A 22,123-nucleotide genomic window follows, 5' to 3' on the forward strand; every position below is an offset into this window, starting at 1 on the left:
ACACCCGCCGTCACCCGCCGCCTACCGCGAGGTGCCCGCTGTGGAGCGACCGCGCTCGGCCCCGACGGCACGGGCCACGACGTCCAGCAGGCGTCCGCCGTCCTCGCCGGAAAACCACTCGGCGTGCCCCACGCAGTACTCGTACGCCAGCCGGGTGTTCTCCGCGGACCGCGTGACGCCGTGGAAGTAGCCCAGCTCGGACAGCGCGAACTCGGCGTGCACCAGCGGCAGCAGCTCGGGGAGCGCGGCCGACTCGACGGCGGTGAGCGGTCGTACGGACGCATAGCCGTCCACGAGCGCGGTCAGGTCCGCCTCCCGCACCGGGTAGCCGGGCCGCAGCCACTGCACGGCGTTGCGCTCGATCGCGGTGGCCAGGTCGTGCACGGCCGTCGTGCGGTCGCTCATGCCGAAGTCCAGGACGGTGCTGACCTGTCCGTCGCCGCCCCACAGCAGGTTGGAGGCGTGCCAGTCGTTGTGGGTCCACAGGGGCTCCAGGCCGGACAGATGGGGCGCGAGCCGTTCGTGCAGGGGCAGCAGCACCCGCCGGACGTCCTCGCGCCACGGGAACCGCCCGATCCCCGCGGCCAGTCGGGGCCGCTCGTCGAGGAACCGGTCCAGCGCCTTGAGGGGATCCCGCGCGGCGAACACCGTGAACGAGGCGACGAGAGGCTGCGCCCGGCGCCGGGGCGCGTCGAACCCCCGGGCCGCCAGGTGCAGCCGGGCCAGCGCCTCACCCGCCGCCCTGGCGTGCGCGGGGGAGCGGAAGGGCGACCAGGACAGCGCGTCCCGGTACAGGTCCTCCCCGGCGCCGGTCGAGTGCACCTCGTACGTCCAGGCGCCGCGTGCCGCCGTGCGCAGCACCTCCACCACCGGCGCGCCGTGCTCGCGCAGGTGGCGCAGGAAGGCGTGCTCCTCCGCCAGCCCCGCCGGGGAGCGCACGGCGATGTGGTGCCGCTTCACGAACAGCCGCCGGCCGTCCCGCTCGACGACGGCCGCCGCGGACAGCGGGCGCGGGCTGCGCCACACCACCCGGGCGCCCGCCCCGACGACGTCGGTCACCTCGTCGTCGGTCAGCGGCGCCCAGTCGGGCTCGACCGGCTCGGTGCCGAGACCGTGCGCCAGATGTGCGCTCACGCGGTCCTCACCGCCGTCGTGCCGCGCAGTGCTTCCAGGACCCGGCGCTCGGTGGCCGTGAACCCGGGCGCCGTGAAGTCCTGCGCCCCGCGCGGGCGGGCCAGCGGCACCTCCACGCGGGCGACGACGGTGGCCGGGCGCGGCGACAGGACGTGCACGGTGTCCGCGAGCAGCACCGCCTCGCGGATGTCGTGGGTGACCAGCAGCACCGTCCAGCGGTGCCGTTGCCACATCTGCGCCAGCCACAGCTGCATCTCGGTGCGGGTCAGCGAGTCCAGCGCCCCGAACGGCTCGTCCAGCAGCAGCACCGGACGCTCCAGGACGACCGTGCGCAGCAGCGCGGCCCGTTGCCGCATGCCCCCGCTGAGCTGCGAGGGGTACGCCTTCTGGAAGCCGTCGAGCCCGAAGTCGGCGAACAGCGCGTCGGCCCGCGCCCGGGCCTCCTTCCTGCGCACGCCCTGCGCCTCCAGGCCGAGCGCGGTGTTGTCCAGCACGGTCCGCCACGGGAACAGCAGGTCCTTCTGCGGCATGTAGGCGACCTTGCCGGAGCGCACCCCGGCCGGTTCGCCCTCCACCAGCACCCGGCCGGTCGTCGGCCGGTCGAGCCCCGAGACGAGGTTGAACAGCGTGCTCTTGCCACTGCCGCTCGGCCCGATCACGGCCGCGAACTCGCCCGGCTCCACCGACAGTCGGAGGCCGCGCAGCACCTCCAGCGAGCCGAAGGACCTACCCACCTCCTCGATCCGCAGACTGCTCATGACGTCTCCTCCCGCTGCGCCCGCTCCCAGGGCAGCACCAGCCGCTGCAGCAGGCAGGCGGCCCCGAACAGCGCGATGCTCAGCGCCGCCGTCACGCCGACCGCCGCGAACACCAGGTCCGTCCGGAACGCGCTCTTCTGCGCCTGCATGTAGATCCCGAGCCCGGCCTCCGCACCCGCGTACTCCGCGAACACGGCGCCGACGACGGCGTAGGTGATGCTCACCCGCAGGCCGGCGAAGAAGTACGGCATCGCGCTCGGTACCCGCACCAGCCGGAACGTCCGCAGCCGGCCCGCGCCCAGCGAGCGCAGCAGCCGCATCGCCTCACGGTCGGTCGCGGCGAACCCGGCGGCCAGGTTGGCGGCGAGCGGGAAGAACGTCGTCAGCGTCACCACCAGCATCTTCGGCAGCAGCCCGAAACCGAACCAGATGATGAGCAGGGGGGCCACGGCGACGATCGGGACGGTCTGCGAGGCGACCAGGAGCGGGTACAGCCCCCTGCGGGCCGCCGCCGAGAAGTCCAGGAGCACGGCGACCAGCCAGGCCGCCGCGAACGACAGCGCGAAGCCGAGCAGGGTCTCCTGGAGCGTGGGCACGGTCTGCGCCCACAGGTCCGCGCGGTTGGCCCAGCCCTGCTCCACCACCCGCGCCGGCGACGGCAGCATCGTCGGATCGACGCCCGCGCCGGACACGTACAGCTGCCAGCCGCCGACCACGACGGCCAGCACGAGCAACGGCGGCCACGACGACCGCAGCAGCGACCTCACTCGGCGCTCCCGGCGTCCTTCGAGGTGGGCAGGTAGGCGTTGGTGAAGAACGACCTGGCGTCCGGGGCCTCGGTCAGCCTGCTGCCGTTCGCGTCGCTCAGCAGCCCGGCCCGGTACTCGAAGTCGGCGAAGGCCTGCCAGCGCTCCTCGCTCTGGGCGCCGATCGTGCCGTCGGCGGCCCTGTAGTACTCCTTGGCGAGCAACTGCTCGCTCTTCCGCACGAGTTCGGTGTTGGTGAGCACGCTCTTGTTGGCGTCGACGAGGAGATCGGCGGCCTGGTCGGGGTGATCGGCCGCGTACCGGTACCCCTTGTCGACGGCGGCCAGGAACTTCCTCGCGACCTCCGGGTGCTGCTTCAGGAACCGGTCGGAGGACGCGAGGAGCGTCGAGTAGATCGCCGGGAAGCCGTAGTCGGACAGCTGGAAGTTCTTCAGCGGCTTGCCGCTCAGCTCCGCCTCCAGCCCCTCCCAGGTCGGCATCGGCATCGCGAAGTCCGCCTTGCCCGCGTAGAGCGCCGCGTACGCCGAGGTGCTGAGGGTGACCTGCTTGAAGTCGCCCTTGCCGCCCGCGTCGCGGATCACCTGTCGCAGCAGCGGCTTCTCGTAGGGCGCGCCGAAACCGGCGTACGTCTCGCCGTCCAGGTCCTTGGGGGACGCGAGGTCCGTACGGCCGGCGCGCACCGCGATGGTGACGTTGGTCTTCTGGGTGACCGCGTAGACGGAGGTGATGTCCTGTCCGGCGGCGCGCGCCGTGGTGACGCCCTCCTGGTAGGAGACGCCGAAGTCGGCCTTGTGGCTCGCGATCAGCGTCTCGGGCGCGGTGGAGCCGTAGGGCACGATCTTCAGGTCGATGCCGGCCGCCTTGAACCAGCCCTTCTGCCGGGCGACGTAGATGCCGGTGTGGTTGGTGTTGGGGGTCCAGTCCAGGGCGAGGGTGACGGTCGTGGTGCCGTCCTTCGCGGTGGCGTCGGCCGAGGGGTCCGCGGAGCAGCCGGTGGCGGCGAGGACGGCCGACGCGGCTATGACGGACAGGACGGTACGGCGGTGCATGAGGGTTCCTTCGGGGGCGAGTGGGGTCGGGGCGGCGTCGGCGCGGTCACGCGCGGCGACACAGCGCGCTGTCCACCCGCTTGAAGTCGACGGCCAGCCGCCGGGTCAGCCCCCGGGCCTGGCAGGACAGGACACTCACGCGGTCACGGCCGGCAGCAGCGCGTTGGTGAAGGAGCGGTCCCAGTCCCGGTCGTGCGCGAGGGCGCCGTGCTCCGACAGCCAGTGCGCGTACGGGCCGGTGCGCGCCGGGTCGATCACTCCCCAACGGCCTTGCGGGTCCGTCCAGGTGGGTGCGATCAGGGCGAGGGAACGGGCTATCAGCGGGCGCGGGAAGTAGGGGATGACCCCTTCGAGCAGTTCCAGCGTCCGCTCGGCGTCCTGCGCGGCGGCCGCGTAGCCCCGGGCCGTGACGGCGAGGAAGTCCCGTACGAGGGCGGGCTGTTCGGCGAGCAGGTGCTCGCTCGTGCCCAGCAGGTAGCTGTGGTAGCGGGGTGCGCCGATCTCGTCGACCGGCCAGGTCACGCGCCGGTCCTCGGGGAGGTCGCCGCGCAGCGCGTCCCAGGACCAGTAGGTGCCGAAGGTGGCGTCGGCCTCGCCCGCCTCGATGTCGTCGACCGTCAGCTCGCGGGCGCCCGCGTCGATCGTGACCACCGCGTCCGGGTCGCCGCCGTCGGCCGCCACCAGATGGCGGACCATGGCCAGGCCGCGCGGGGTCGGGTTCAGGGCGACGCGACGGCCCGCGAGCTCACGGGGGCGGGTGATGCCGGTGGACGCGGTGGTCTGGATCGCCTCCAGGCCCCGGTGGTTGACGGCGGCCACCGCGATCAGCGGCTGGCCGTGCGCGGCACGTCGGGCCAGCAGCCGGTTGGGCGGGAAGACACCGAAGTCCACCTCGCCGCGGGCCAGGTACTCCAGGGTGTCACCACGTCCCGGATCCTGGACCACGAGTTCCACGTCCAGCCCGGCCTGCGCGAACCAGCGGCGGGCACGGGCCACGTAGAAACCGGAGGAATTGGGCCAGGGATGGAAATAGTCGAGCATGACCCGGATGTGCGGCATGAGGGAACTCCGAAGGCGGCGCGCGGGAACGCGGAAGAGTGGCGGGGGAGGGGAGTGTGCGGTGTGCGGGCGGTGCGCGGTCAGAGGGGCCGGCGACAGCGGCACGCGCGGCAGTTGCCCGGGCGACAACAACAGGAGCTGGTCGCCCGGGTGGAGACCACCGAAGGCTTCGGCTCTACTGCTGCGGACACGTGAACTCCTACGCGGGGCGCCGGGGCGCGTTTCGTGCGGTCGGCGTCCCCATGGGGACCGCGTTCGACGAACGGATCCCAGACGCCCTCTCAGCCCGTCCGGGGAGGGGCTCCCGCGTAGATGGCCGAAACCATAACGGCAGCCTGCCGTCCTCGCGCAACCTTGATCCGGAATATGAGACGGCCGTGATCATTGGGTAAGACGCCCAGCTCACGGGCGTACCATCGGCCGCCATGACCACCTCCCCGCTGCCCGGCCCCCTCGTCGACGACACCTGGCTGGCCGCCCGGCTCGACGATCCCCGGCTGGTCGTCCTCGACGCCACGGTGCTGCTTCCCTCACCCCGGCACGACGGCGACCACCGCAGTGCGAGCGGCCGTGAGGGATGGCTCCGACGGCACCTCCCCGGGTCCCGGCACGCCGACCTGACCGGGGACTTCTCCGACCGTGACGCGCCCTGCCACTTCACCGCGCCGGGCCCGGAGGCGCTGGCCCGCGCGCTCGCCCGGGTCGGCGTGGGGGAGGGCGGCGCGGTGGTCGTGTACGACACCGGGGGCGGGATCTGGGCGGCCCGGCTGTGGTGGATGCTGCGGGCGATCTCCGTGCCGGCGGCCGTGCTCGACGGGGGTCTCGCGGCCTGGGAGTCGGCGGGACGGCCGCTCGCGTCCGGCGACGACCCGGTGCCGGTGCCCCAGGTGACGCCCGTGACACCCGTCCCGCGTCCCGGACTGTGGACCGATGTCCACGAAGTGGAAGCCATCAGCCGGGGCGAGCGGCCCGGCACACTGGTCTGCGCGCTGCCCGCGGCCGGCTTCGACGGGTCGGCCCCCACCCGGTACAGCCGACGCGGACACATCCCGGGGAGCCGCAGTCTTCCCGGTCGCGAACTCCTGGACGGCGAAGGGCGCCTGCTGCCCGCGGCCGACCTCGCCGCGCGCGTCGGCGCCGGCCTCGACGCCGCCGACCCGCCGGTCGTCCTGTACTGCGGCGGCGGTGTGTCGGCCGCCGGGGTCGCCCTCGCCCTCACGCTGCTCGGGCGCGAGGACGTGTCCCTCTACGACGGCTCGCTGGAGGAGTGGTCGAAGGACCCGGCGCGACCGCTCGAGCCGGTCGGCCCGGCCCTGACGCCACCGGGGCAGGGCGGCTGACCGCCGACCCGCTGCCCCGCCGACGGCCTACGGCGCCTGGCTGGACGTACGGTCCGTGGCCCCCGCCCGCCCCCGCACCCGTCCCGCACCGGACGGAACGCGCGGCAGCGCCAGGCTCACCGGCAGGCCCGCCGCCGGCAGGCCCGCGCAGACGACCGACGCGATCGCGAACGCCGTCCTCGCCGGTCGGGTCCGCCCGGCACCGGCGGCCCCGGTGTGGCCGGGGACGCGTCTCCCTCCCCCGAAGGTGACGCGTCCCCGGCGCTTCCCCCGGCGCCGGACTGTGGTTCGCGGGTGGCCTCACGGCTCACCAGCACATGACCGCCGTCTCGCCCGAACCCCAGCCGGAGTACAGGCGTACGCGGACGAAGTAGCGGCGGTCCCTGACGAGCCGGACCCTGATCGTGGCGTTGTGCGCAGTGCCTCCGTCGTCGTGCCCCGCGAGGAAGCGGGGCTCCCCGTCCCGCTCCTCGAAGACCACGACCATGGAGTCGCTCTCCCCGAAGGTGGCGAAGGTGTACTCGCGGGTCTCGCGCGGCTCGACGGTGAAGTCGACCTGTTCGCCCGGCCCCAGCGACAGCGGCACCGAACGGAACGGCACCAGCGCCGGCGGCCGAGCCCCCTCGGGCGGCGGATACCAGCCGAGGACGAACTCCTTGTCCAGCGGTGACAGCCCCCCGGACGGATGCACACCACCGCGGAACTGCTCCGGCTCCAGGACCAGCCCCGCCGAGAAGGGATACTCCATGACGGACTGCGGGTCCCACACCGACCCGTTCACCTCGGCCGGGTCCAGCTTGCGCAGGATGTTGAACCAGGTCCGGTCCCGGCTCCAGTGGTTGGGCGGGCCCGCGAGCTCGGCGTACACGGCCTCGTCGTCCCAGTGGAGGCCCGCGAACGGGCTCTGGTGCTCGTGCTGCATGCCGAGCGCGTGCCCGATCTCGTGCAGGGCCGTCGCGCGTTCCCCGGGCGCGGTCAGGTCCCAGCCGAAGTTCATGGTGCGCTCGTTGAGACCGGCCGACAGCGCGTCCCGGCCCACCGCCGACCAGGAGCCGTCACCCGGCTGGAACCCGATGCGCAGCTCCGCCTCCGAGCGGTCGGCGACCTCGGCGAAGGACACCCCGATGCCCAGCTCCCGCCACTCGCGGAAGCAGTCCCGCACGACCTCCCGCTGGTCCTCGCCGCCGACCCAGGACACCCAGCGGGTCCCCCCGGAAGCCGGCAGGGCGATGACCGACCCGTCGCTCTCGCCGTCGAGGAAGCAGTAGTGCAGCACCGTCCCGTTGACCCACATCCGCCGCCCGCTCATCAGCGCGCCGAGCCGCTCGGCGGCCAGCCCCGGCGCGAAGGCGGGGGCCGACTGCTGGGCGAGCGAGCAGTAACGGGCGGTCATGGGTCACAGGTTGCCCTGCGGGACCGGCGCCCGGCCTGAGTCGGGGGCTACTCAAGTCACCCTGTATCAGGCGTGAGTATGCCGACTCCCCATGATGTGACGACCTTCGAACCCCAGGACCGGACCCTGCGACTGCCGTGGCCGTTCACGGGCCGCGACGAGGAACTGGCGCTCGTCCGCCGCTCCTTGACGGTGGGCCGGCCCGGCATGGTGATCACCGGACCGGCGGGCTGCGGCCGTACCCGGCTGGCCATGGAGGCGCTCCGCGGCACCGACTGCGCCCGGGTGGCCGGCACCCCCGGGACCCGCGACCTGCCGTTCGCCGCCTTCGCCCACCTGCTCCCCGAGGGTGTCACCCTGCACAGGGCGGTCCAACTCCTGTCCGGTGTAAGGCAATTGCTGGCCGACGACGCACATCTGCTGGACGACGCCTCCGCGGCCCTGCTCCACCAGCTCGCCGTCCAGGGCCGAACCCGTCTGCTGGTCCTCGTCACGGACGGGGCCCGCCCGCCCGGCGCGGTCGCCCGCCTGTGGACCGGCGAACTGCTGCCCCGCCTGGCCCTGGAACCCCTGCCCCGCGAGGACACCGCCACACTCCTCGGCGCCGGCGCCGGCGGCCCCCTGGAACCCCTCGCCGTCAACCGCCTGCACCGCCTGTGCGGGGGCGATCTGCGCCTCCTGCGCGACCTGCTGGACGCGCTGCGCGAGCAGAGCCTGCTGACCAGGGACGCGGACACCGACGAGCGGGCCTGGCGCGGCCGCGTCCCGGTGACCCCGGCCCTGCGCGAACGCGCCGCCGCCGTCCTCGCCCGCACCTGCCCCGACGAACGCGAGATCCTCGACCGGCTCGCCTTCGCCGAACCGCTGCCACTGGCGGCGGACGCGCTGGACCTGAGGATCCTCGAACGCCTGGAGGCGGACGGCCTCCTCGACGTGGGCGACGACACGGCCGTCCGTCTGGCCCACCCCCTGCACGGCCCGGTCCTGCGCGCCGAGGCGGGCCGGTTGCGCGCGAGGCGGCTCACCGGCCGACGACGGTCCACCGCGTCCGCCCTCGACGCCGAGGCGGCCGGGCTGACCCGACGCATCGAGCGGGCCGACGTCAGGACGACGCCCACGCCGGTGGGGGAGTGGGCCGTCGCCGAGGGGGAACCGGTACCGGCGCGGTACGCCGCCGTCCGCGCGCGGTTCTCACGGCTGCGGGGTGAACTGCGCGAGGCGGCGGCCTGGGCGCGGGAGGGCCTGGCGACCGCCCCGCAGGACCGCGCCTGCCGCACCGAACTGGCCCTGGCCGCCGCCCAGTCGGGCGAGACGGGCACACCGATCGACCTCCTCGCCGAACACCCCGGCACCGCCGCCTGGCCCCCGGCAGCCCGCGGAGACCTCGACACGGCCCTGAAGACACTCGAAGAGACCGGGCTTGAGACCGGGGCCGAGTTCGGGCTTGAGACCGGGGCCGAGTTCGGGCTTGAGACCGGGGCCGAGTCCGGGCTTGAGACCGGGGCCGAGTCCGGGCTTGAGACCGGGGCCGAGTCCGGGCTTGAGACCGGGGCCGAGACCGGGCTTGAGACCGGTACCGGGCCCGGCTCCGACGACCCCTGCACCCGCACCAGTGGCCTCTGCCACGCCCACGACCCCTACAACGCCCACGACCCCTACATCGCCTACGACGCCGTCCGCCTCGGGGCTCCCCGGCGCGCGATCGGGCTGCTGCCCAGCGACGGCTGCCTCGCCCGGCACGCCCGGGCGCTGGCCCGGGGTGACGGACCGGCGCTCGACCTGGTGGCCGCCGAGCTGGAGGAGCGCGGATTCCTTCTCTTCGCGGCCGAGGCGTACGCGCAGGCGGTACGCGTCCACCGGGACGCCGGTGCGGCCCGCACCGCCCGTACGCGTGCCGTCGCCCTGGCCCGGCGCTGCCAGGGCGCCCGCACCCCGGCGCTGTCCGGTCTGGTCCTGGGCGAACTCACCGCCCGCCAACGGCAGATCGTCACCCTCGCCGCGGCGGGCCTCAGCAACCGGCAGATCGCCGAACGCCTCACCCTGTCCGTCCGGACCGTGGGCAACCACCTCTACGGCGCCTACACCCGGCTCGGCGCCGGCGACCGCGGCGCGCTTCCGTGGCTGGTCGATCAGCCGGCCTGAACAGGCCGGCCCCGGGGCGTCTCAGGCCGCGCCGAACGCCGTGAACGCCCATCCCGTCGCCTGGTGCAGCGCGTCGTCCGGCAGCGCGGCACGGGCGTCCCGCAGGGCCTCGGCCAGGGAGAGGCCCGCGCTGATGCCCTTGTGCAGGGCCAGCATCAGCGGGACGACCGCCGCGTCGTTGACGGGAGCGCTGCTCGCCAGCACACCCGCCGTGCCCAGCGGCAGCAACGCCGTTACCAGGCCCAGGAGTTCGTCCGCGCCGACCGAGGCGAGCCGGGCGGTGTCGCAGCTGGAGAGGATGATCCGGTACGGGCTGCGGGCGAGCCGCTCGAAGTCGTGGACGATCAGCGGTCCGTCCGCCATCCGCAGGGACGAGAACATCGGGCTGTCGCCGCGGAACGTGCCGTGCGCGGCGATGTGCGCCAGCGCGGCCCCGTCCAACTCCTTCAACACCCGCGACACATGGGCGTCCTCCTGCTCCAGCACGATCGGCCTGCCGTACCGCCCGGCGACCTCCGGCACCTCCGCCCCGCAGGACGCGAGCCCCGGCCCCCGTACGAGGACCTGCCGGCCGCCCGGGGGCGGTTCGGTCTCCCGCGCGCGCAGCCAGCCGCTGGCCGACGGCGACACACTCACCACCCGCTCCCGCAGCGACGGCAGCAGTGCCCACGGCACCCGGTGCAGCCGGGCCGGCGGCACCACGACCAGCGGACCCGGGCCCAGGTGCCTCGCCGCCTCGCCGAGCAGCAGTTCCTCCAGCCTGCGCCCCGCCGCCTCCACCACCGGCAGCCGGCCCTCCGCGCCGGGGTGGGCCAGCCGCCGTAGTCCGGCCTGTACGTGTTCGGCCTCCCGCTCCGCCTCGGCCAGCAGCCCGCCCGGGAAGCGGCGCACCCGCCCGCCCCCGCACAGCAGTACCTGAACCCGCCCGTCCAGTACGGCCAGTTCGACCAGCCGCCCGTCGCCGAGCCGTTCCAGCAGCCGGCCCGCGTCGAACCGGTCCCCGCCGAACCGGTCGCCGCCCCAGGGCGTGACCCCGCTGATGTGCAGGGTCCGGGAGCGGATCTCCCGCTCCAGGCGCCGCTGTTCACGCTCGAGCGTCGGCACCGGCCGGCCGTCCATCCGGGCGGCCTCGGCGCGGGCGGCGATCACCCGGAACGCGGTCAGCCCGCTCAGCAGCGCCGGGTCGGCCGGCGGCCGGGTGGGCGGCGTCGACAGTGCCGTGGCCCGCCACCGCTCGCTCCACACCAGCAACTGTCTCGGCCCTCCCCGCTCCAGACTGACCTCCTGGGCCAGCGCGGCGAGCTCGGCGCCCTGCGCGGTGGCCCGGGCCCGCAGCTCCGAGGCGCCCAGCGTCGTGCGGTGGTCGTCGAGGACGTCGAGCCCGCGCCGGCAGGCCTCCAGCACGCCCCGGCCCGAGCCGGTGGCCCGCGCCCACAGCGCCTGCGCCGCCCAGCCCGTCATCCGTGCCAGGGGCGGCCCGCTGCGCCGGCTGCGGGCCGCGATCTGGAGGTAACGCTCGGCGTCCGTGGTCCAGTTCAGGTCCAGCGCGATCCGGCCCGCCAGCAGCCAGGCCTCCGGTGCGGCCGGCGCCTGGAAGGAGGCCAGCCGTTCGGCGAGCCTGGCGGCGTCCGCGACCAGCCGCCCCGAGCCGCGTCCGGTGGCCACCCGCGCCTCGATCAGCACCAGCCGGGCGTGCGTCTCCCACCAGGTGCGCCGCTGCCCGGCGAAGAGCCGCTCGGCCACCGCCGCGCGGGCGATCGCCGTCCCCGGATCGCCCGCCAGCCGCGCCGCCCTCGCGGCCGTCAGCAGCAGTTCGGCCTTGCGGGTGGACTGCCCGCCGATGCCGTCCAGCACGCCGATCGCCGCGTCCGCCTCGGCCAGCGCCTCCGGCGCGAGACCGGCGGCCATCAGGACCTCGCAGCGCCGGATGTTGAGCATGAAGGTCGGCGTGCCGAGCTTCGCGTACCGCTCCTCCGCCTCGTCGAGGAGCCGCAGCGCGGCCGGCACGTCCCCGGAGCGGAAGGCGGCGAGCCCCCGGCTCTCCACCGCGTCCGCCTTGTCGTGCTCCTGGCCGGTGGTGTCCCACAGCGCCTCGGCCGCCGTGAAGTCCGCCTCGGCCCGCTCCACCGCCCCGAGGGCCAGGTGCACGGTGGCGCGCAGGGTGAGGGCGCGCGCCGTCCAGATGACGTCGTCGGCCTGACGCAGCACGGGGATCGTCCGGCGTACGTCCTCCAGCGCCTCGCGATGGTGGCCGAGGACCCACAGGGAGTAGGCCCGCCGGTACATCACGCGGGCGCGGGTGTGGCCGGTCCCGCGCTCGACCCCCCGCTCGAAGGCGGCGAGCCCCTGCCGGGTCCGGCCCGCGTGCACCAGCGCCACGCCGAGCGTGCCGAGGACGTCCGCCTCCCGCTCGGCCGAGTCCGCGCGCGCCGCGAGGTCCCGGGCGCGCCGCAGATGGTCCAGGGCCAGACGCATGTCGCCCCAGTCCCGCTGCCAGATGCCGATCACCTGGTGGGCGACCGAGGCGTGCAACGGCGTCGGATCGGTGTCGAGCACGCCTTCCGCCCGCGACAACGCGTCGCCCGGGGCGGCGAACACCATCGGCAGCAGTTCGAGAACCGATTCGTTTCCCGCTGTCACTCCACGGATGGTAGTGCTCCGGCCTGCGTGCCACACCGGTTCGGCACTGTATCCACCAGTAACAATTGGACGTCGTGTCAACGGAATCGGCATCGTGAGGGGGCGCGCGGACGCAACCGCACCACCCCTATCCGCCGTCGCACCACCTGTATCAGACGGCCGTCCCGCGGGTCTTGCTGTCGACCACCGGCTGTAGGGGAGGACACGCCATGGCACCACAGCGATTCCACGAGCAGTTCGACCATCTCCAACGTGCGCTGCCCGACGTCCCGTTGGCGATGGGGCCGGACGACTCCGCCGAGTTCATCTATGAGAAGGGTGTCGTCCTCGCACGCGACGGCGAGGAGGCCCGGACCGTCGAGGACGCCGTCCGCTCGCACTTCACCGCGACCGAGGGTCTGGTCCCCGACCATGTGCGCCGGGCGGGCCCGGAGACCAACCGTTCGGGCATCACCCGGATCCGGGTCGGCGACCCCGGCGAGGGCGGCCGCGGCGCCGACCACACCGTCGCCGGGGCCCTGCGCGCGCTGCGGGAGACGGAGGGCCGGGCCGGCCGCCGTCTGGTCAGCCGCAACCACCTGGTGTCGATCGCCGTCAACGCCTGCCCCGGCGACGAACCGGTGCCGGCCCCGCGCAGCGCCCGGCCCAACCCCTCCGCGGCACCGGCGGCCCGTGCCGCGGCGGGCGCGGAGGGCTCCGACGCCGTCGGCGTGCTCGTGATCGACACCGGCCTGACCCACGACTACCGCTCCTACCCGCTGCTGGCCCGCACCGAGGGCGACGCCCAGGTCAGGGAGACCGACGAGGACGGGATCCTCCAGCAGTACGTCGGCCACGGCACGTTCATCGCCGGGCTCGTCGCGGCCGTCGCGCCGGACACGGACGTCACCGTCCGGGGCACCCTCAACGACGCCGGCGCGATCCTGGAGTCCGAGTTCGGCGAGCGGCTCTTCGACGCCGTGCAGGACGGCTGGCCGGACATCATCAGCCTGTCGGCGGGCACCTCCAACGGCCGGGTAGACGGCCTGCTCGGCGTGGCCGCGTTCATGGAGGAACTCCGTTCCCAGGAAACCCTGTTGGTCGCTGCGGCCGGCAACAACGGCAGCGCCGCGCCCTTCTGGCCCGCCGCCTACGCCTCGCTGCCCGAGTACGCCGACGCGGTGCTGTCGGTGGGCGCGCTGCGCGGCGACGGCGAGTTCGGCGCCTGCTTCAGCAACCACGGCCCCTGGGTGAAGGTCTACGCCCCCGGCGAGCGCCTCACCAGCGCCCTCACCGGGTTCGACAGCCCCGTGCCGTACGTCTACCAGCACTCCACCTACGAGGCCTGCCGCTACGGCTTCGGCTACTCCTGCACCTGCCGCTCCCCGCGCCACACCGGGGTGTTGAGCGAGGCGCAGCAGGTCACCCCGGGCAAGCCGGACCAGGTGATGTTCGAGGGGCTGGCGTCCTGGAGCGGCACCTCCTTCGCGACCCCGCTGGTGGCCGGGCTCGTGGCGGCCCACATGAGCGCGCACGGGCTGACCGATCCACGGGCCGCCGCCCGCCGACTCCTCGCCACCGGTTCCGAGTTCGCCGAGGTGCGGGGTGCGCAGGTACCGGCACTGCTTCCGCCCACCTGGCGGCCGGCCCAGGTGGGTCCGGCGTGAGGCCGGCATGACGTCCGAGAGGTGCCCCGCCACGGCGTACGATGACAGGCCGTACACGAGGGGTGGGGCCGTGGACCGTACTGATGTCGGCGCGCTCGTCCAGTCCGCCGTCGACGGTGACACGGCGGCCTGGAAGGCGCTGGTGGACGGGCTGAGCCCATTGGTGTGGTCGGTCGTGCGCGCGCATCGGCTCTCCGACGCCGACGGGCACGAGGTGTACCAGACGGTGTGGTTCCGCTTCGCCCAGCATCTCGGGCGGATCCGCGAGCCGCACAAGGCCGGTTCGTGGCTCGCGAGCACCGCGCGCAACGAGTGCCTGAAAGTGATCAAGAGCTCAAGGCGGCTGACGCCGACCGACGATCCGCTGCTGCTCGACCGGGCCAGTGAGGATCTGACTCCTGAGCAGTCGGTCCTCGACTCGGAGGAGGCGGCCGCGCAGAGCGAGCGGGTCCGGTTCCTGTGGCAGGAGTTCGAGGCGCTCGGCGAGCGCTGCCGGCAGCTGCTGCGGGTCCTGATCGCCTCGCCGCCGCCCAGTTATCAGGAGGTGTCGGCCGCCCTGGGCATCGCCGTCGGCAGCATCGGACCGATGCGCCAGCGATGTCTGCGCCGCCTGCGCGCCCGACTCGACGCACGGGGAGCACTGTGAACGGCATGAACGGCATGAACGGCGTCAACGACGACGAGCCGGACGACTTCTTCGGCGAAGTCCCCTTCGTCGACGAGGAGTTCGACCACGACCGGCTGGAGGAGGAACTCCGCCAGGCCGCCGCCATCCTGGACCCGGTCCCCGCCGAGCTGCGGCGGGCCGCCATCGAGGCGTACGCGCTGCACGACCTGGACGCGCGGATCGCCGAGTTGACCTTCGACTCCTTGGTCGACGCCATCCCGGTGCGGGGAGCGGTGGACGTGCCGCGGATGCTGACCTTCCACACGGGTGGGCTGACGGTCGACGTGGAGGTGACCGACGAGGGACTGATGGGTCAGCTGCTGCCGCCCCAGTCGGCCTCGATCGAGGTCCTGAACGGTCCCCGGGCGGGCGCCTCGCTCACCGCCGACGACATGGGCCGCTTCGCCTGCGACGCGCCTGCGGGCGGCCCGTTCGCCCTCCGGCTGCGGACCGACGCGGAGGTCGTCGTGACGGAGTGGCTGCGCGCCTGAGGCCGACGACGGACGGCCTTCGCGGCCCCCGGACGACGGACCTCCACCGCGAGGCGACCCGCCCGGCCGGGACCGTGAGCCGCAGCCCCGGCAGCCGGCCGGCGGTGCGTCGACGGGCGTGCCGCCCATCGGCGGACGGGGCCCGGCAGGCCGCCACGGTGGGCTGCTCGGCCGTGTCGCCGACCGGCACCGGGTCCGGCAACCTGTCCGATGCGGGTGGGTGGGGTCGCAGGTCAGGCGGACACGGTGTCCACGAGGGCGGCGAGCGCCGAGGCGAGCCGGGTGAGTCCCGGGCCGGCCGGTCCGCCCGGCTCCGTCATGTACGTGTCGCGCCGGATCTCCACCATCAGCGCGCTCACCCGCGGTTCCCTGCCGTAGTGCTCCAGGGGCACGTAGGCCCCGGCGAACGGGCTGTCGAGCCCGGTTTCCCCGACCGCCTCCCCGAAGGCCTCGCGCGCGGCGGCCAGCAGCTCGGGCGGGGTGTGGAAGGCGTCGGTGCCGAGGCAGACCGGCGGCCTCGGTCCCTCGGGGTGCAGCTCGTAGGGCAGCGGCTCGGCGGGGTAGGAGTGCACGTCGACGACCACGGCACGTCCGACCGCCGCCAGCCGCTCGGCGACGGCGTCGGTCATCGCCTGCGCGTAGGGCCTGAAGTAGCGGGCGACGAGCGGCTCGGGATCGGTCTCCCGCGGCCGCAGCACCTCGCGGTGCGTGGTCCGCGTGTACACGGCCCCCATGCCGACGGCCCGCATCTCCTCGCGCTCGTCCGGGAACCGCTCCGGATCGACGACCAGCCGCGACAGCCGGTTCACGAACCGCCAGGGCGTCACTCCCGCCAGCCGCGCCGCCGCCTCGGCGATCTCCGCGGTGTGCGAGTCGGTGATGTGGTCCAGCTCCCGCTCCAGCGCCCCGTCGTCCAGCACGATGCCCTCCCGCACCCCGGCCGGTATCTCCCGGGCCGAGTGCGGCACATGGAGGATCACCGGCGAGCCGGCGGCGCCGGGGAGGAAGGAGAAGGACGGTGCGGCAGGGGTCATGAGGCTGCTCCGGGGGTGTTGTCGGTGGGCGTGGCGCATGATCAAGATGCCATGTCGACCCGTCCGGATGACCTGTGCGGTCGTCGCCGCCCCGAAAGCCGGCTCCTCGAGGGTCGAGGGCGGTGGGCGGTGGGACGGGGCCGGGTCGGCGGTGTCGCGGAGCGGTGGGGCGGGGCAGGACACACGGCCGCCCCGGCCGGGAGAGACCCGGCCGGGGCGGAGGTGGGTGTCGCGGTGCGTCAGCTCAGCGACGCCAGGGCCTCGTTCCAGGTGGCCGACGGGCGCATGAACGCGGCCGCCTTCGCCGGGTCGGGCTGGTAGTAGCCGCCGATGTCGGCGGGCTTGCCCTGGACGGCGTTCAGCTCGTCGACGATGGTCTGCTCGTTCGCCGCGAGGGTCTCGGCGAGCGGCGCGAAGGCCTTGGCGAGGTCCGCGTCCTCGGTCTGCGCGGCCAGCTCCTGCGCCCAGTACAGGGACAGGTAGAAGTGGCTGCCGCGGTTGTCGATGCCGCCGACACGACGGGTCGGGGACTTGTCCTCGTTCAGGAAGGTCGCCGTGGCGCGGTCGAGCGTGTCGGCCAGGACCTTGGCACGGGTGTTGCCCGTGAACTCGGCGTACTGCTCGAAGGAGGGCACGAGCGCGAAGAACTCGCCCAGGGAGTCCCAGCGCAGGTAGTTCTCCCGGACCAGCTGCTGGACGTGCTTCGGCGCGGAGCCGCCGGCGCCCGTCTCGAACAGGCCGCCGCCCGCCATCAGCGGGACGACCGACAGCATCTTGGCGCTGGTGCCCAGCTCCAGGATCGGGAAGAGGTCGGTCAGGTAGTCGCGCAGCACGTTGCCGGTGACGGAGATGGTGTCCTCGCCGCGGCGGATGCGCTCCACCGACAGCTTGGTCGCCTCGACCGGGTTGAGGATCCGGATGTCCAGGCCCTCGGTGTCGTGCTCCGACAGGTACGCGTTGACCTTGGCGATCAGGTTCGCGTCGTGGGCGCGGGTCTCGTCCAGCCAGAACACGGCCGGGTTGCCGGTGGCGCGGGCGCGGGCGACGGCCAGCTTCACCCAGTCCTTGATCGGCGCGTCCTTGGTCTGGCAGGCGCGGAAGATGTCGCCCGCGGAGACCGTCTGCTCGATCAGCGCGTTGCCGGCCCGGTCGACGAGGCGGACCGTGCCGGTGGTCGGGATCTCGAAGGTCTTGTCGTGGCTGCCGTACTCCTCGGCCTTCTGCGCCATGAGGCCGACGTTCGGGACGGAGCCCATGGTCGACGGGTCGTAGGCGCCGTGGGCACGGCAGTCGTCGAGCACGGCCTGGTAGACGCCGGAGTAGGAGGAGTCCGGCAGCACCGCGAGGGTGTCGGCCTCCTGGCCGTCCGGGCCCCACATGTGACCGGAGGTGCGGATCATGGCCGGCATCGAGGCGTCGACGATCACGTCGGACGGCACGTGCAGGTTGGTGATGCCCTTGTCGGAGTCGACCATGGCCAGTGCCGGGCCCTCGGCGAGCTCGGCGTCGAAGGAGGCCTTGATCTCGGCGCCCTCCGGCAGCGACTCCAGGCCCTTGTAGATGCCGCCCAGACCGTCGTTCGGGGTCAGGCCGGCCGCGGCGAGCGTCTGGCCGTACCGCGCGAAGGTCTTCGGGAAGAAGGCGCGGACCACGTGACCGAAGATGATCGGGTCGGAGACCTTCATCATCGTGGCCTTGAGGTGCACGGAGAACAGCACGCCCTCGGCCTTGGCCCGGGCGATCTGCGCGGTGAGGAACTCGCGCAGCGGCGCGACGTGCAGGACGGAGGCGTCGACGACCTCGCCCTCGAGGACGGGTACCGACTCGCGCAGCACCTTGGTGGAGCCGTCGTCGCCGACCAGCTCGATCCTCAGGGAGCCGGCCTCGGAGATCACGACCGACTTCTCGGTGGAGCGGAAGTCGTCCACGCCCATGGTGGCGACGTTGGTCTTGGACTCCGGCGACCAGGCGCCCATGCGGTGCGGGTGGGTCTTCGCGTAGTTCTTGACCGACGCGGGGGCGCGGCGGTCGGAGTTGCCCTCGCGCAGGACCGGGTTCACGGCGGAGCCCTTGACCTTGTCGTAGCGGGCCTGGATCTCCCGCTCCTCGTCGGTCTTCGGGTCGTCCGGGTAGGCCGGCAGCGCGTAGCCCTGCGCCTGGAGCTCGGCGATCGCGGCCTTGAGCTGCGGGATCGACGCCGAGATGTTCGGCAGCTTGATGATGTTGGCCTCGGGCGTCTTGGCCAGCTCACCGAGCTCGCTCAGCGCGTCCGGGATCCGCTGGTCCTCGGTCAGGTACTCCGGGAACAGGGCGATGATCCGCCCGGCCAGCGAGATGTCCCGCGTCTGGACGGCGACACCCGCCTGAGAGGCGTAAGCCTGGACCACCGGCAGGAGGGAATACGTCGCCAGGGCCGGGGCCTCGTCAGTGTGCGTATAGATGATGGTCGAGTCAGTCACCGGGTGCTCCGCTCCACGTCTGCAACATTGCTCGACATCAAGATATCTCGTGACCGGCGTCGGCTCGACAGGGGTCTCCCACACCCCGGGATGTCCGGGTGGTCCGGCGGGGCGACCGAAGCGTCCGTTCTCGTGGTCACGCGGGTGCACAGCGTGCACCTCGTCCGACGGCCGGACCGACCACCCGGCCGCCCGAGCGCAAACGGACCATGAGACATCGCGGCAGAGTGACGGCCCCGGCGGCCGCACTGATCGGCACGGCGGCGGTTCCGGCCGGGGGAGACACGGCGTGCGCGGGCGCGAGGACCGATGACGCCCCGGCCCCCGGGACGGCCCCCGAGACCCTCGGCGACCCCGTCCTCCCGGCCCTCGGCAACGATGGCCACCGCGTCGACGCCCACCACCTCGCCTGCGTCGACGCAGGACTGCATCGGCATCGCCTCGCACACCAGCGGGCAGGACGTGTCCGGCTTCCGGTGGCCTGGCTGTACGGCACGACGACACCGAGGACGCCCGGCCGTCCTTGACCGGACGGTCACCCCGGTGACGCCGTCCCTCACCGCCCCCGCCGGCAGGCGGGCGCGCACCCGCACGAGAACTCGGCCGCGCTCTGACCCGGCGGCCGACGCCCTCGGCCGCCGTCAGTCGTGCAGGGCGCTCATCCCGCCGTGCACGAAGTCGTCGCCGGTCCGCTGCTGCGGGATGACGACCGCGCCCGACTGCAACGCCACCGTGCGGGCCGGCGCCGGGATCCGGATGCCCTCCTCGCGGTAGCGGCGGTGCAGCCGCTTGATGAACTCGTGCTTGATCCGGTACTGGTCGCTGAACTCGCCGACGCCCAGGATCACCGTGAAGCCGATCCGCGAGTCGCCGAAGGTGTGGAAGCGGATGGCGGGTTCGTGGTCCGGGAGGGCGCCGTCGACGCCCGTCATGACCTCCGCGATGACCTCCGAGGTCACCCGTTCCACCTGCTCCAGGTCACTGTCGTAGGCCACGCCCACCTGCACCAGGATCGTCAACTGCTGCTCGGGACGCATGTAGTTGGTCATGTTCGTCTTGGCGAGCTGTCCGTTGGGGATGACGACGAGGTTGTTGGAGAGGGCGCGCACGGTCGTCTGACGCCAGTTGATGTCCTCGACATAGCCCTCCTCGCCGCTGCTCAGCTTGATGTAGTCACCGCGCTGGACGGTCTTGGAGGCCAGGATGTGGATGCCCGCGAACAGGTTCGCCAGGGTGTCCTGGAGGGCCAGCGCGACGGCCAGACCGCCGACGCCCAGGGCGGTGAGCAGCGGGGCTATGGAGATGCCCAGCGTCTGGAGCACCACCAGGAAGCCGATCGCCAGGACCAGGATCCGGGTGATGTTCACGAAGATCGTGGCCGACCCGGCGACCCCGGAGCGCGAGGAGGTCACCGACTGCACGAGGCCGGCGACGACCCGCGCCGCCGACACGGTCACCACGAAGATCAGCAGCACGGTCAGGCACTGGTTGGCGGTGTGCTGGACGGCCTTCGTCAGCGGCAGCACCGCGGCCGCGGCGGCCGCGCCACCGGCGATCATCGACCACGGCACCACCGTGCGCAGCGCGTCCACGACGACGTCGTCGCCGCTCCACCTCGTGCGCTTGGCGTGCTTCGCCAGCCAGCGCAGCAGCGTGCGGGACAGGAAGGCGGCCAACAGGCCGGTGGCCAGGGCGATTCCGGCGATGACTGCGTCGTCCAGGGTCAGGGCGCGGTTCACCGGTCACCTCCGGGAAGTCGATCCGCGGCACGGGGGGTCGCCGACGGCCGGATGTGAAGTCTCGTCACGATGTCACCTGTTCGGTTCCGGGGTGTGCGGTCGCGCCCGCCGTTCGCGCAGCGGGCGCGACCGCTCATCCTGCCGTATCCGGCACGGGAGTTCGTACCCGAGGATCGGCTCGCGGTGGCGGGATCCCGCAGCTCAGACGATTCCCTCGGCCAGTTCGGCCTGCTCGCGGTCCGATCCGTAGGCCGCCGTGGTGGGCGTCCCGTACGAACGGCGGGCCACGAACCACCACACCGTGGCGAGGAGCAGTACGACGGCCAGCGCCACGGACGCGTAGTTCATCGTGTCCACCGTCACCGGCGACGACTGGGGCAGGCAGAACAGCACCGTCACACAGGCCACCCACACCACGGCGACCCACCCGACCGGACGGCTCCAGCGGCCCAGATGCCACGGACCCGGCCGGAAACGGTCCCCGGCGCGCAGCCGCAGCAGCACCGGGATGGCGTACGCGGGTGTGATGCCGATGACGTTGATGGCGGTGACCGCGCCGTACGCCGTCGCCGAGTACAGGGACGGCAGGGCGAGCACACCCGCGACCGCCACCGACAGCCACACGGCGGCGACCGGCGTCTGGGTACGGCTGCTGACCTTGCGCCACAGAGCCGAGCCGGGCAGGGCCCGGTCCCGGCTGAACGCGAAGACCATCCTGCTGGCGGCGGCGACCTCGGCGTTCCCGCAGAACAACTGGGCGGTGATCACCACGACCAGCAGCGCGCTCGCACCGTCCGTGCCCAGCCCGTCGAGGAGGATCTGCGCGGGCGGCACGCCGGTGGCGGTGGCGCGGGTGGCGGCGTAGTCCTGGACGGCGAAGGTCAGCCCCGCCAGCAGCGCGAAGCCCGCGAGCCACGACACCCAGATGGAACGCACGATGCCCTTGGCCGCCGCCACCGAGGCGTTGGAGGTCTCCTCGGAGAGATGGGCCGAGGCGTCGTAGCCGGAGAACGTGTACTGGGCCAGCAGCAGCCCGATCGCGGCCACGTACACCGGGTTGTGCCAGCCGGTGTCGTTCACGAACTCGGTGAACACGAACGACGGCGACCGGTGGTGGTCCGGGACGATCCACAGCGCGCCGACGATCAGCGCCACCCCCGCCAGATGCCACCAGACGGAGACCGAGTTGAGGACGCTGACCAGGCGGACGCCGAACAGGTTCAGCACGGCGTGCAGCAGCAGGATCGCCACGAAGATCAGCATCGTCTTCTCCGGCGTCGGCTCGAAGCCCCAGCGCAGATTGGCGAACGCGCCCACGAACAGCGCGGCGCCGTAGTCGATGCCGGCGATCGCGCCGAGCAGGCCGAGCAGGTTCAGCCAGCCGGTGTACCAGCCCCAGCGCCGGCCGCCGAGCCGGTCGGCCATGTAGTACAGGGCGCCGGAGGTCGGATAGGCGCTGGTGACCTCGGCCAGCGCGAGCCCGACGCAGAGCACGAACAGGCCGACGCCCGCCCAGCCCCACAGCATCACCGCGGGGCCGCCCGCGCCCATGCCGAAGCCGTACAGGGTCATACAGCCGGACAGGATCGAGATCACGGAGAAGCTGATCGCGAAGTTGCCGAAGCCGCCCATCCGGCGGGCCAGCACCGGCCGGTAGCCGAGTTCGCGCAGCCGCTGCTCCTCGTCGGGACCGGGTACGGAGGGTACGGAGGGTGCGGCGGGTAAGCCGGGCAGAGCCGCGGGGTCGGGGACGCTGGACATGACAAACCTCCGGAGGAAGACGGGCCACGAGGAAGCGCGGGGCA

The 22,123-nt window shown here is 73.3% G+C and carries 16 protein-coding genes; 5 read left to right on the forward strand and 11 right to left on the reverse strand.

The features are described from left to right. Window positions 1-21 precede the first annotated feature (21 nt). The 5 genes from QQM72_RS06605 to QQM72_RS06625 form a co-directional block, all read right to left on the reverse strand. Window positions 22-1,134, reverse strand: coding sequence for a phosphotransferase enzyme family protein (locus QQM72_RS06605; RefSeq protein ID WP_314219833.1), 1,113 nt, complete (start codon window positions 1,132-1,134; stop codon window positions 22-24). Next, the gene (locus QQM72_RS06610) at window positions 1,131-1,892 is read right to left on the reverse strand and encodes an ABC transporter ATP-binding protein (protein WP_314219834.1); all 762 of its coding nucleotides are present in this window, start codon (window positions 1,890-1,892) and stop codon (window positions 1,131-1,133) included. The genes QQM72_RS06605 and QQM72_RS06610 overlap by 4 nt, the downstream gene beginning before the upstream one ends. Then, complete coding sequence (locus QQM72_RS06615; RefSeq protein WP_314219835.1) at window positions 1,889-2,659, reverse strand: ABC transporter permease; 771 nt, start codon at window positions 2,657-2,659, stop codon at window positions 1,889-1,891. The genes QQM72_RS06610 and QQM72_RS06615 overlap by 4 nt, the downstream gene beginning before the upstream one ends. Next, entirely contained in the window at window positions 2,656-3,708 is a 1,053-nt protein-coding gene (locus QQM72_RS06620) for an ABC transporter substrate-binding protein (protein ID WP_314219836.1), read from the reverse strand. The genes QQM72_RS06615 and QQM72_RS06620 overlap by 4 nt, the downstream gene beginning before the upstream one ends. A 135-nt stretch (window positions 3,709-3,843) precedes the next feature. Beyond that, on the reverse strand, window positions 3,844-4,767 hold the full coding sequence (locus QQM72_RS06625; RefSeq protein ID WP_314219837.1) for an ABC transporter substrate-binding protein: 924 nt from the start codon (window positions 4,765-4,767) through the stop codon (window positions 3,844-3,846). A gap of 425 nt (window positions 4,768-5,192) precedes the next feature. Here QQM72_RS06625 and QQM72_RS06630 point away from each other — a divergent pair, with 425 nt between their 5' ends. Continuing rightward, entirely contained in the window at window positions 5,193-6,107 is a 915-nt protein-coding gene (locus tag QQM72_RS06630; RefSeq protein WP_314219838.1) for a sulfurtransferase, read from the forward strand. A 307-nt stretch (window positions 6,108-6,414) separates the two neighbouring features. Here the strand turns inward: QQM72_RS06630 and absR1 are convergent, their stop codons facing one another. Then, window positions 6,415-7,500: a beta-glucuronidase AbsR1 gene (gene absR1 / locus QQM72_RS06635; protein WP_314219839.1), complete on the reverse strand. Its 1,086-nt coding sequence runs from the start codon at window positions 7,498-7,500 to the stop codon at window positions 6,415-6,417. Window positions 7,501-7,578: 78 nt separating this feature from the next. Between absR1 and QQM72_RS06640 the strand changes: the two genes are divergently transcribed. Beyond that, a complete protein-coding gene (locus QQM72_RS06640; protein WP_314220141.1) occupies window positions 7,579-9,642 on the forward strand; it encodes a LuxR C-terminal-related transcriptional regulator in 2,064 nt (687 codons plus the stop codon). 21 nt (window positions 9,643-9,663) lie between these two features. Here the strand turns inward: QQM72_RS06640 and QQM72_RS06645 are convergent, their stop codons facing one another. Continuing rightward, on the reverse strand, window positions 9,664-12,282 hold the full coding sequence (locus QQM72_RS06645) for a CHAT domain-containing protein (RefSeq protein WP_314219840.1): 2,619 nt from the start codon (window positions 12,280-12,282) through the stop codon (window positions 9,664-9,666). 209 nt (window positions 12,283-12,491) lie between these two features. Here QQM72_RS06645 and QQM72_RS06650 point away from each other — a divergent pair, with 209 nt between their 5' ends. From QQM72_RS06650 to QQM72_RS06660, 3 genes are all read left to right on the forward strand, one after another. After that, a complete protein-coding gene (locus QQM72_RS06650; RefSeq protein ID WP_314219841.1) occupies window positions 12,492-13,928 on the forward strand; it encodes a S8/S53 family peptidase in 1,437 nt (478 codons plus the stop codon). 70 nt (window positions 13,929-13,998) lie between these two features. Next, window positions 13,999-14,574, forward strand: coding sequence for an RNA polymerase sigma factor (locus QQM72_RS06655; protein WP_314219842.1), 576 nt, complete (start codon window positions 13,999-14,001; stop codon window positions 14,572-14,574). 14 nt (window positions 14,575-14,588) lie between these two features. Continuing rightward, window positions 14,589-15,086, forward strand: coding sequence for a hypothetical protein (locus tag QQM72_RS06660; protein ID WP_314220142.1), 498 nt, complete (start codon window positions 14,589-14,591; stop codon window positions 15,084-15,086). A gap of 233 nt (window positions 15,087-15,319) precedes the next feature. Here QQM72_RS06660 and QQM72_RS06665 read toward each other — a convergent pair whose 3' ends face one another. The 4 genes from QQM72_RS06665 to QQM72_RS06680 form a co-directional block, all read right to left on the reverse strand. Then, the gene (locus QQM72_RS06665) at window positions 15,320-16,120 is read right to left on the reverse strand and encodes an N-formylglutamate amidohydrolase (protein WP_314219843.1); all 801 of its coding nucleotides are present in this window, start codon (window positions 16,118-16,120) and stop codon (window positions 15,320-15,322) included. A 239-nt stretch (window positions 16,121-16,359) separates the two neighbouring features. Further along, window positions 16,360-18,579 carry an NADP-dependent isocitrate dehydrogenase gene (locus QQM72_RS06670; RefSeq protein WP_314219844.1) on the reverse strand — a complete coding sequence of 740 codons (2,220 nt, stop codon included), beginning with the start codon at window positions 18,577-18,579 and terminating at the stop codon, window positions 16,360-16,362. 641 nt (window positions 18,580-19,220) lie between these two features. Next, window positions 19,221-20,318, reverse strand: coding sequence for a mechanosensitive ion channel family protein (locus QQM72_RS06675; RefSeq protein WP_314219845.1), 1,098 nt, complete (start codon window positions 20,316-20,318; stop codon window positions 19,221-19,223). Window positions 20,319-20,519: 201 nt separating this feature from the next. Continuing rightward, window positions 20,520-22,079, reverse strand: a complete 1,560-nt coding sequence (locus QQM72_RS06680) for an amino acid permease (protein WP_314219846.1) — start codon at window positions 22,077-22,079, stop codon at window positions 20,520-20,522. Between the last annotated feature and the right edge of the window lie 44 nt (window positions 22,080-22,123).

The sequence above is a fragment of the Streptomyces zaehneri genome (assembly GCF_032248645.1).
Classification (GTDB): Bacteria; Actinomycetota; Actinomycetes; order Streptomycetales; family Streptomycetaceae; genus Streptomyces; species Streptomyces coriariae.

Coding starts and splice junctions, on each gene's coding strand:
- QQM72_RS06610 (WP_314219834.1), bottom strand. CDS start 1,892: ATGAGCAGTCTGCGGATCGAGGAGGTGGGTAGGTCCTTCGGCTCGCTG.
- QQM72_RS06620 (WP_314219836.1), bottom strand. CDS start 3,708: ATGCACCGCCGTACCGTCCTGTCCGTCATAGCCGCGTCGGCCGTCCTC.
- QQM72_RS06625 (WP_314219837.1), bottom strand. CDS start 4,767: ATGCCGCACATCCGGGTCATGCTCGACTATTTCCATCCCTGGCCCAAT.
- QQM72_RS06630 (WP_314219838.1), top strand. CDS start 5,193: ATGACCACCTCCCCGCTGCCCGGCCCCCTCGTCGACGACACCTGGCTG.
- absR1 (WP_314219839.1), bottom strand. CDS start 7,500: ATGACCGCCCGTTACTGCTCGCTCGCCCAGCAGTCGGCCCCCGCCTTC.
- QQM72_RS06640 (WP_314220141.1), top strand. CDS start 7,579: ATGCCGACTCCCCATGATGTGACGACCTTCGAACCCCAGGACCGGACC.
- QQM72_RS06650 (WP_314219841.1), top strand. CDS start 12,492: ATGGCACCACAGCGATTCCACGAGCAGTTCGACCATCTCCAACGTGCG.
- QQM72_RS06660 (WP_314220142.1), top strand. CDS start 14,589: ATGAACGGCGTCAACGACGACGAGCCGGACGACTTCTTCGGCGAAGTC.
- QQM72_RS06665 (WP_314219843.1), bottom strand. CDS start 16,120: ATGACCCCTGCCGCACCGTCCTTCTCCTTCCTCCCCGGCGCCGCCGGC.
- QQM72_RS06680 (WP_314219846.1), bottom strand. CDS start 22,079: ATGTCCAGCGTCCCCGACCCCGCGGCTCTGCCCGGCTTACCCGCCGCA.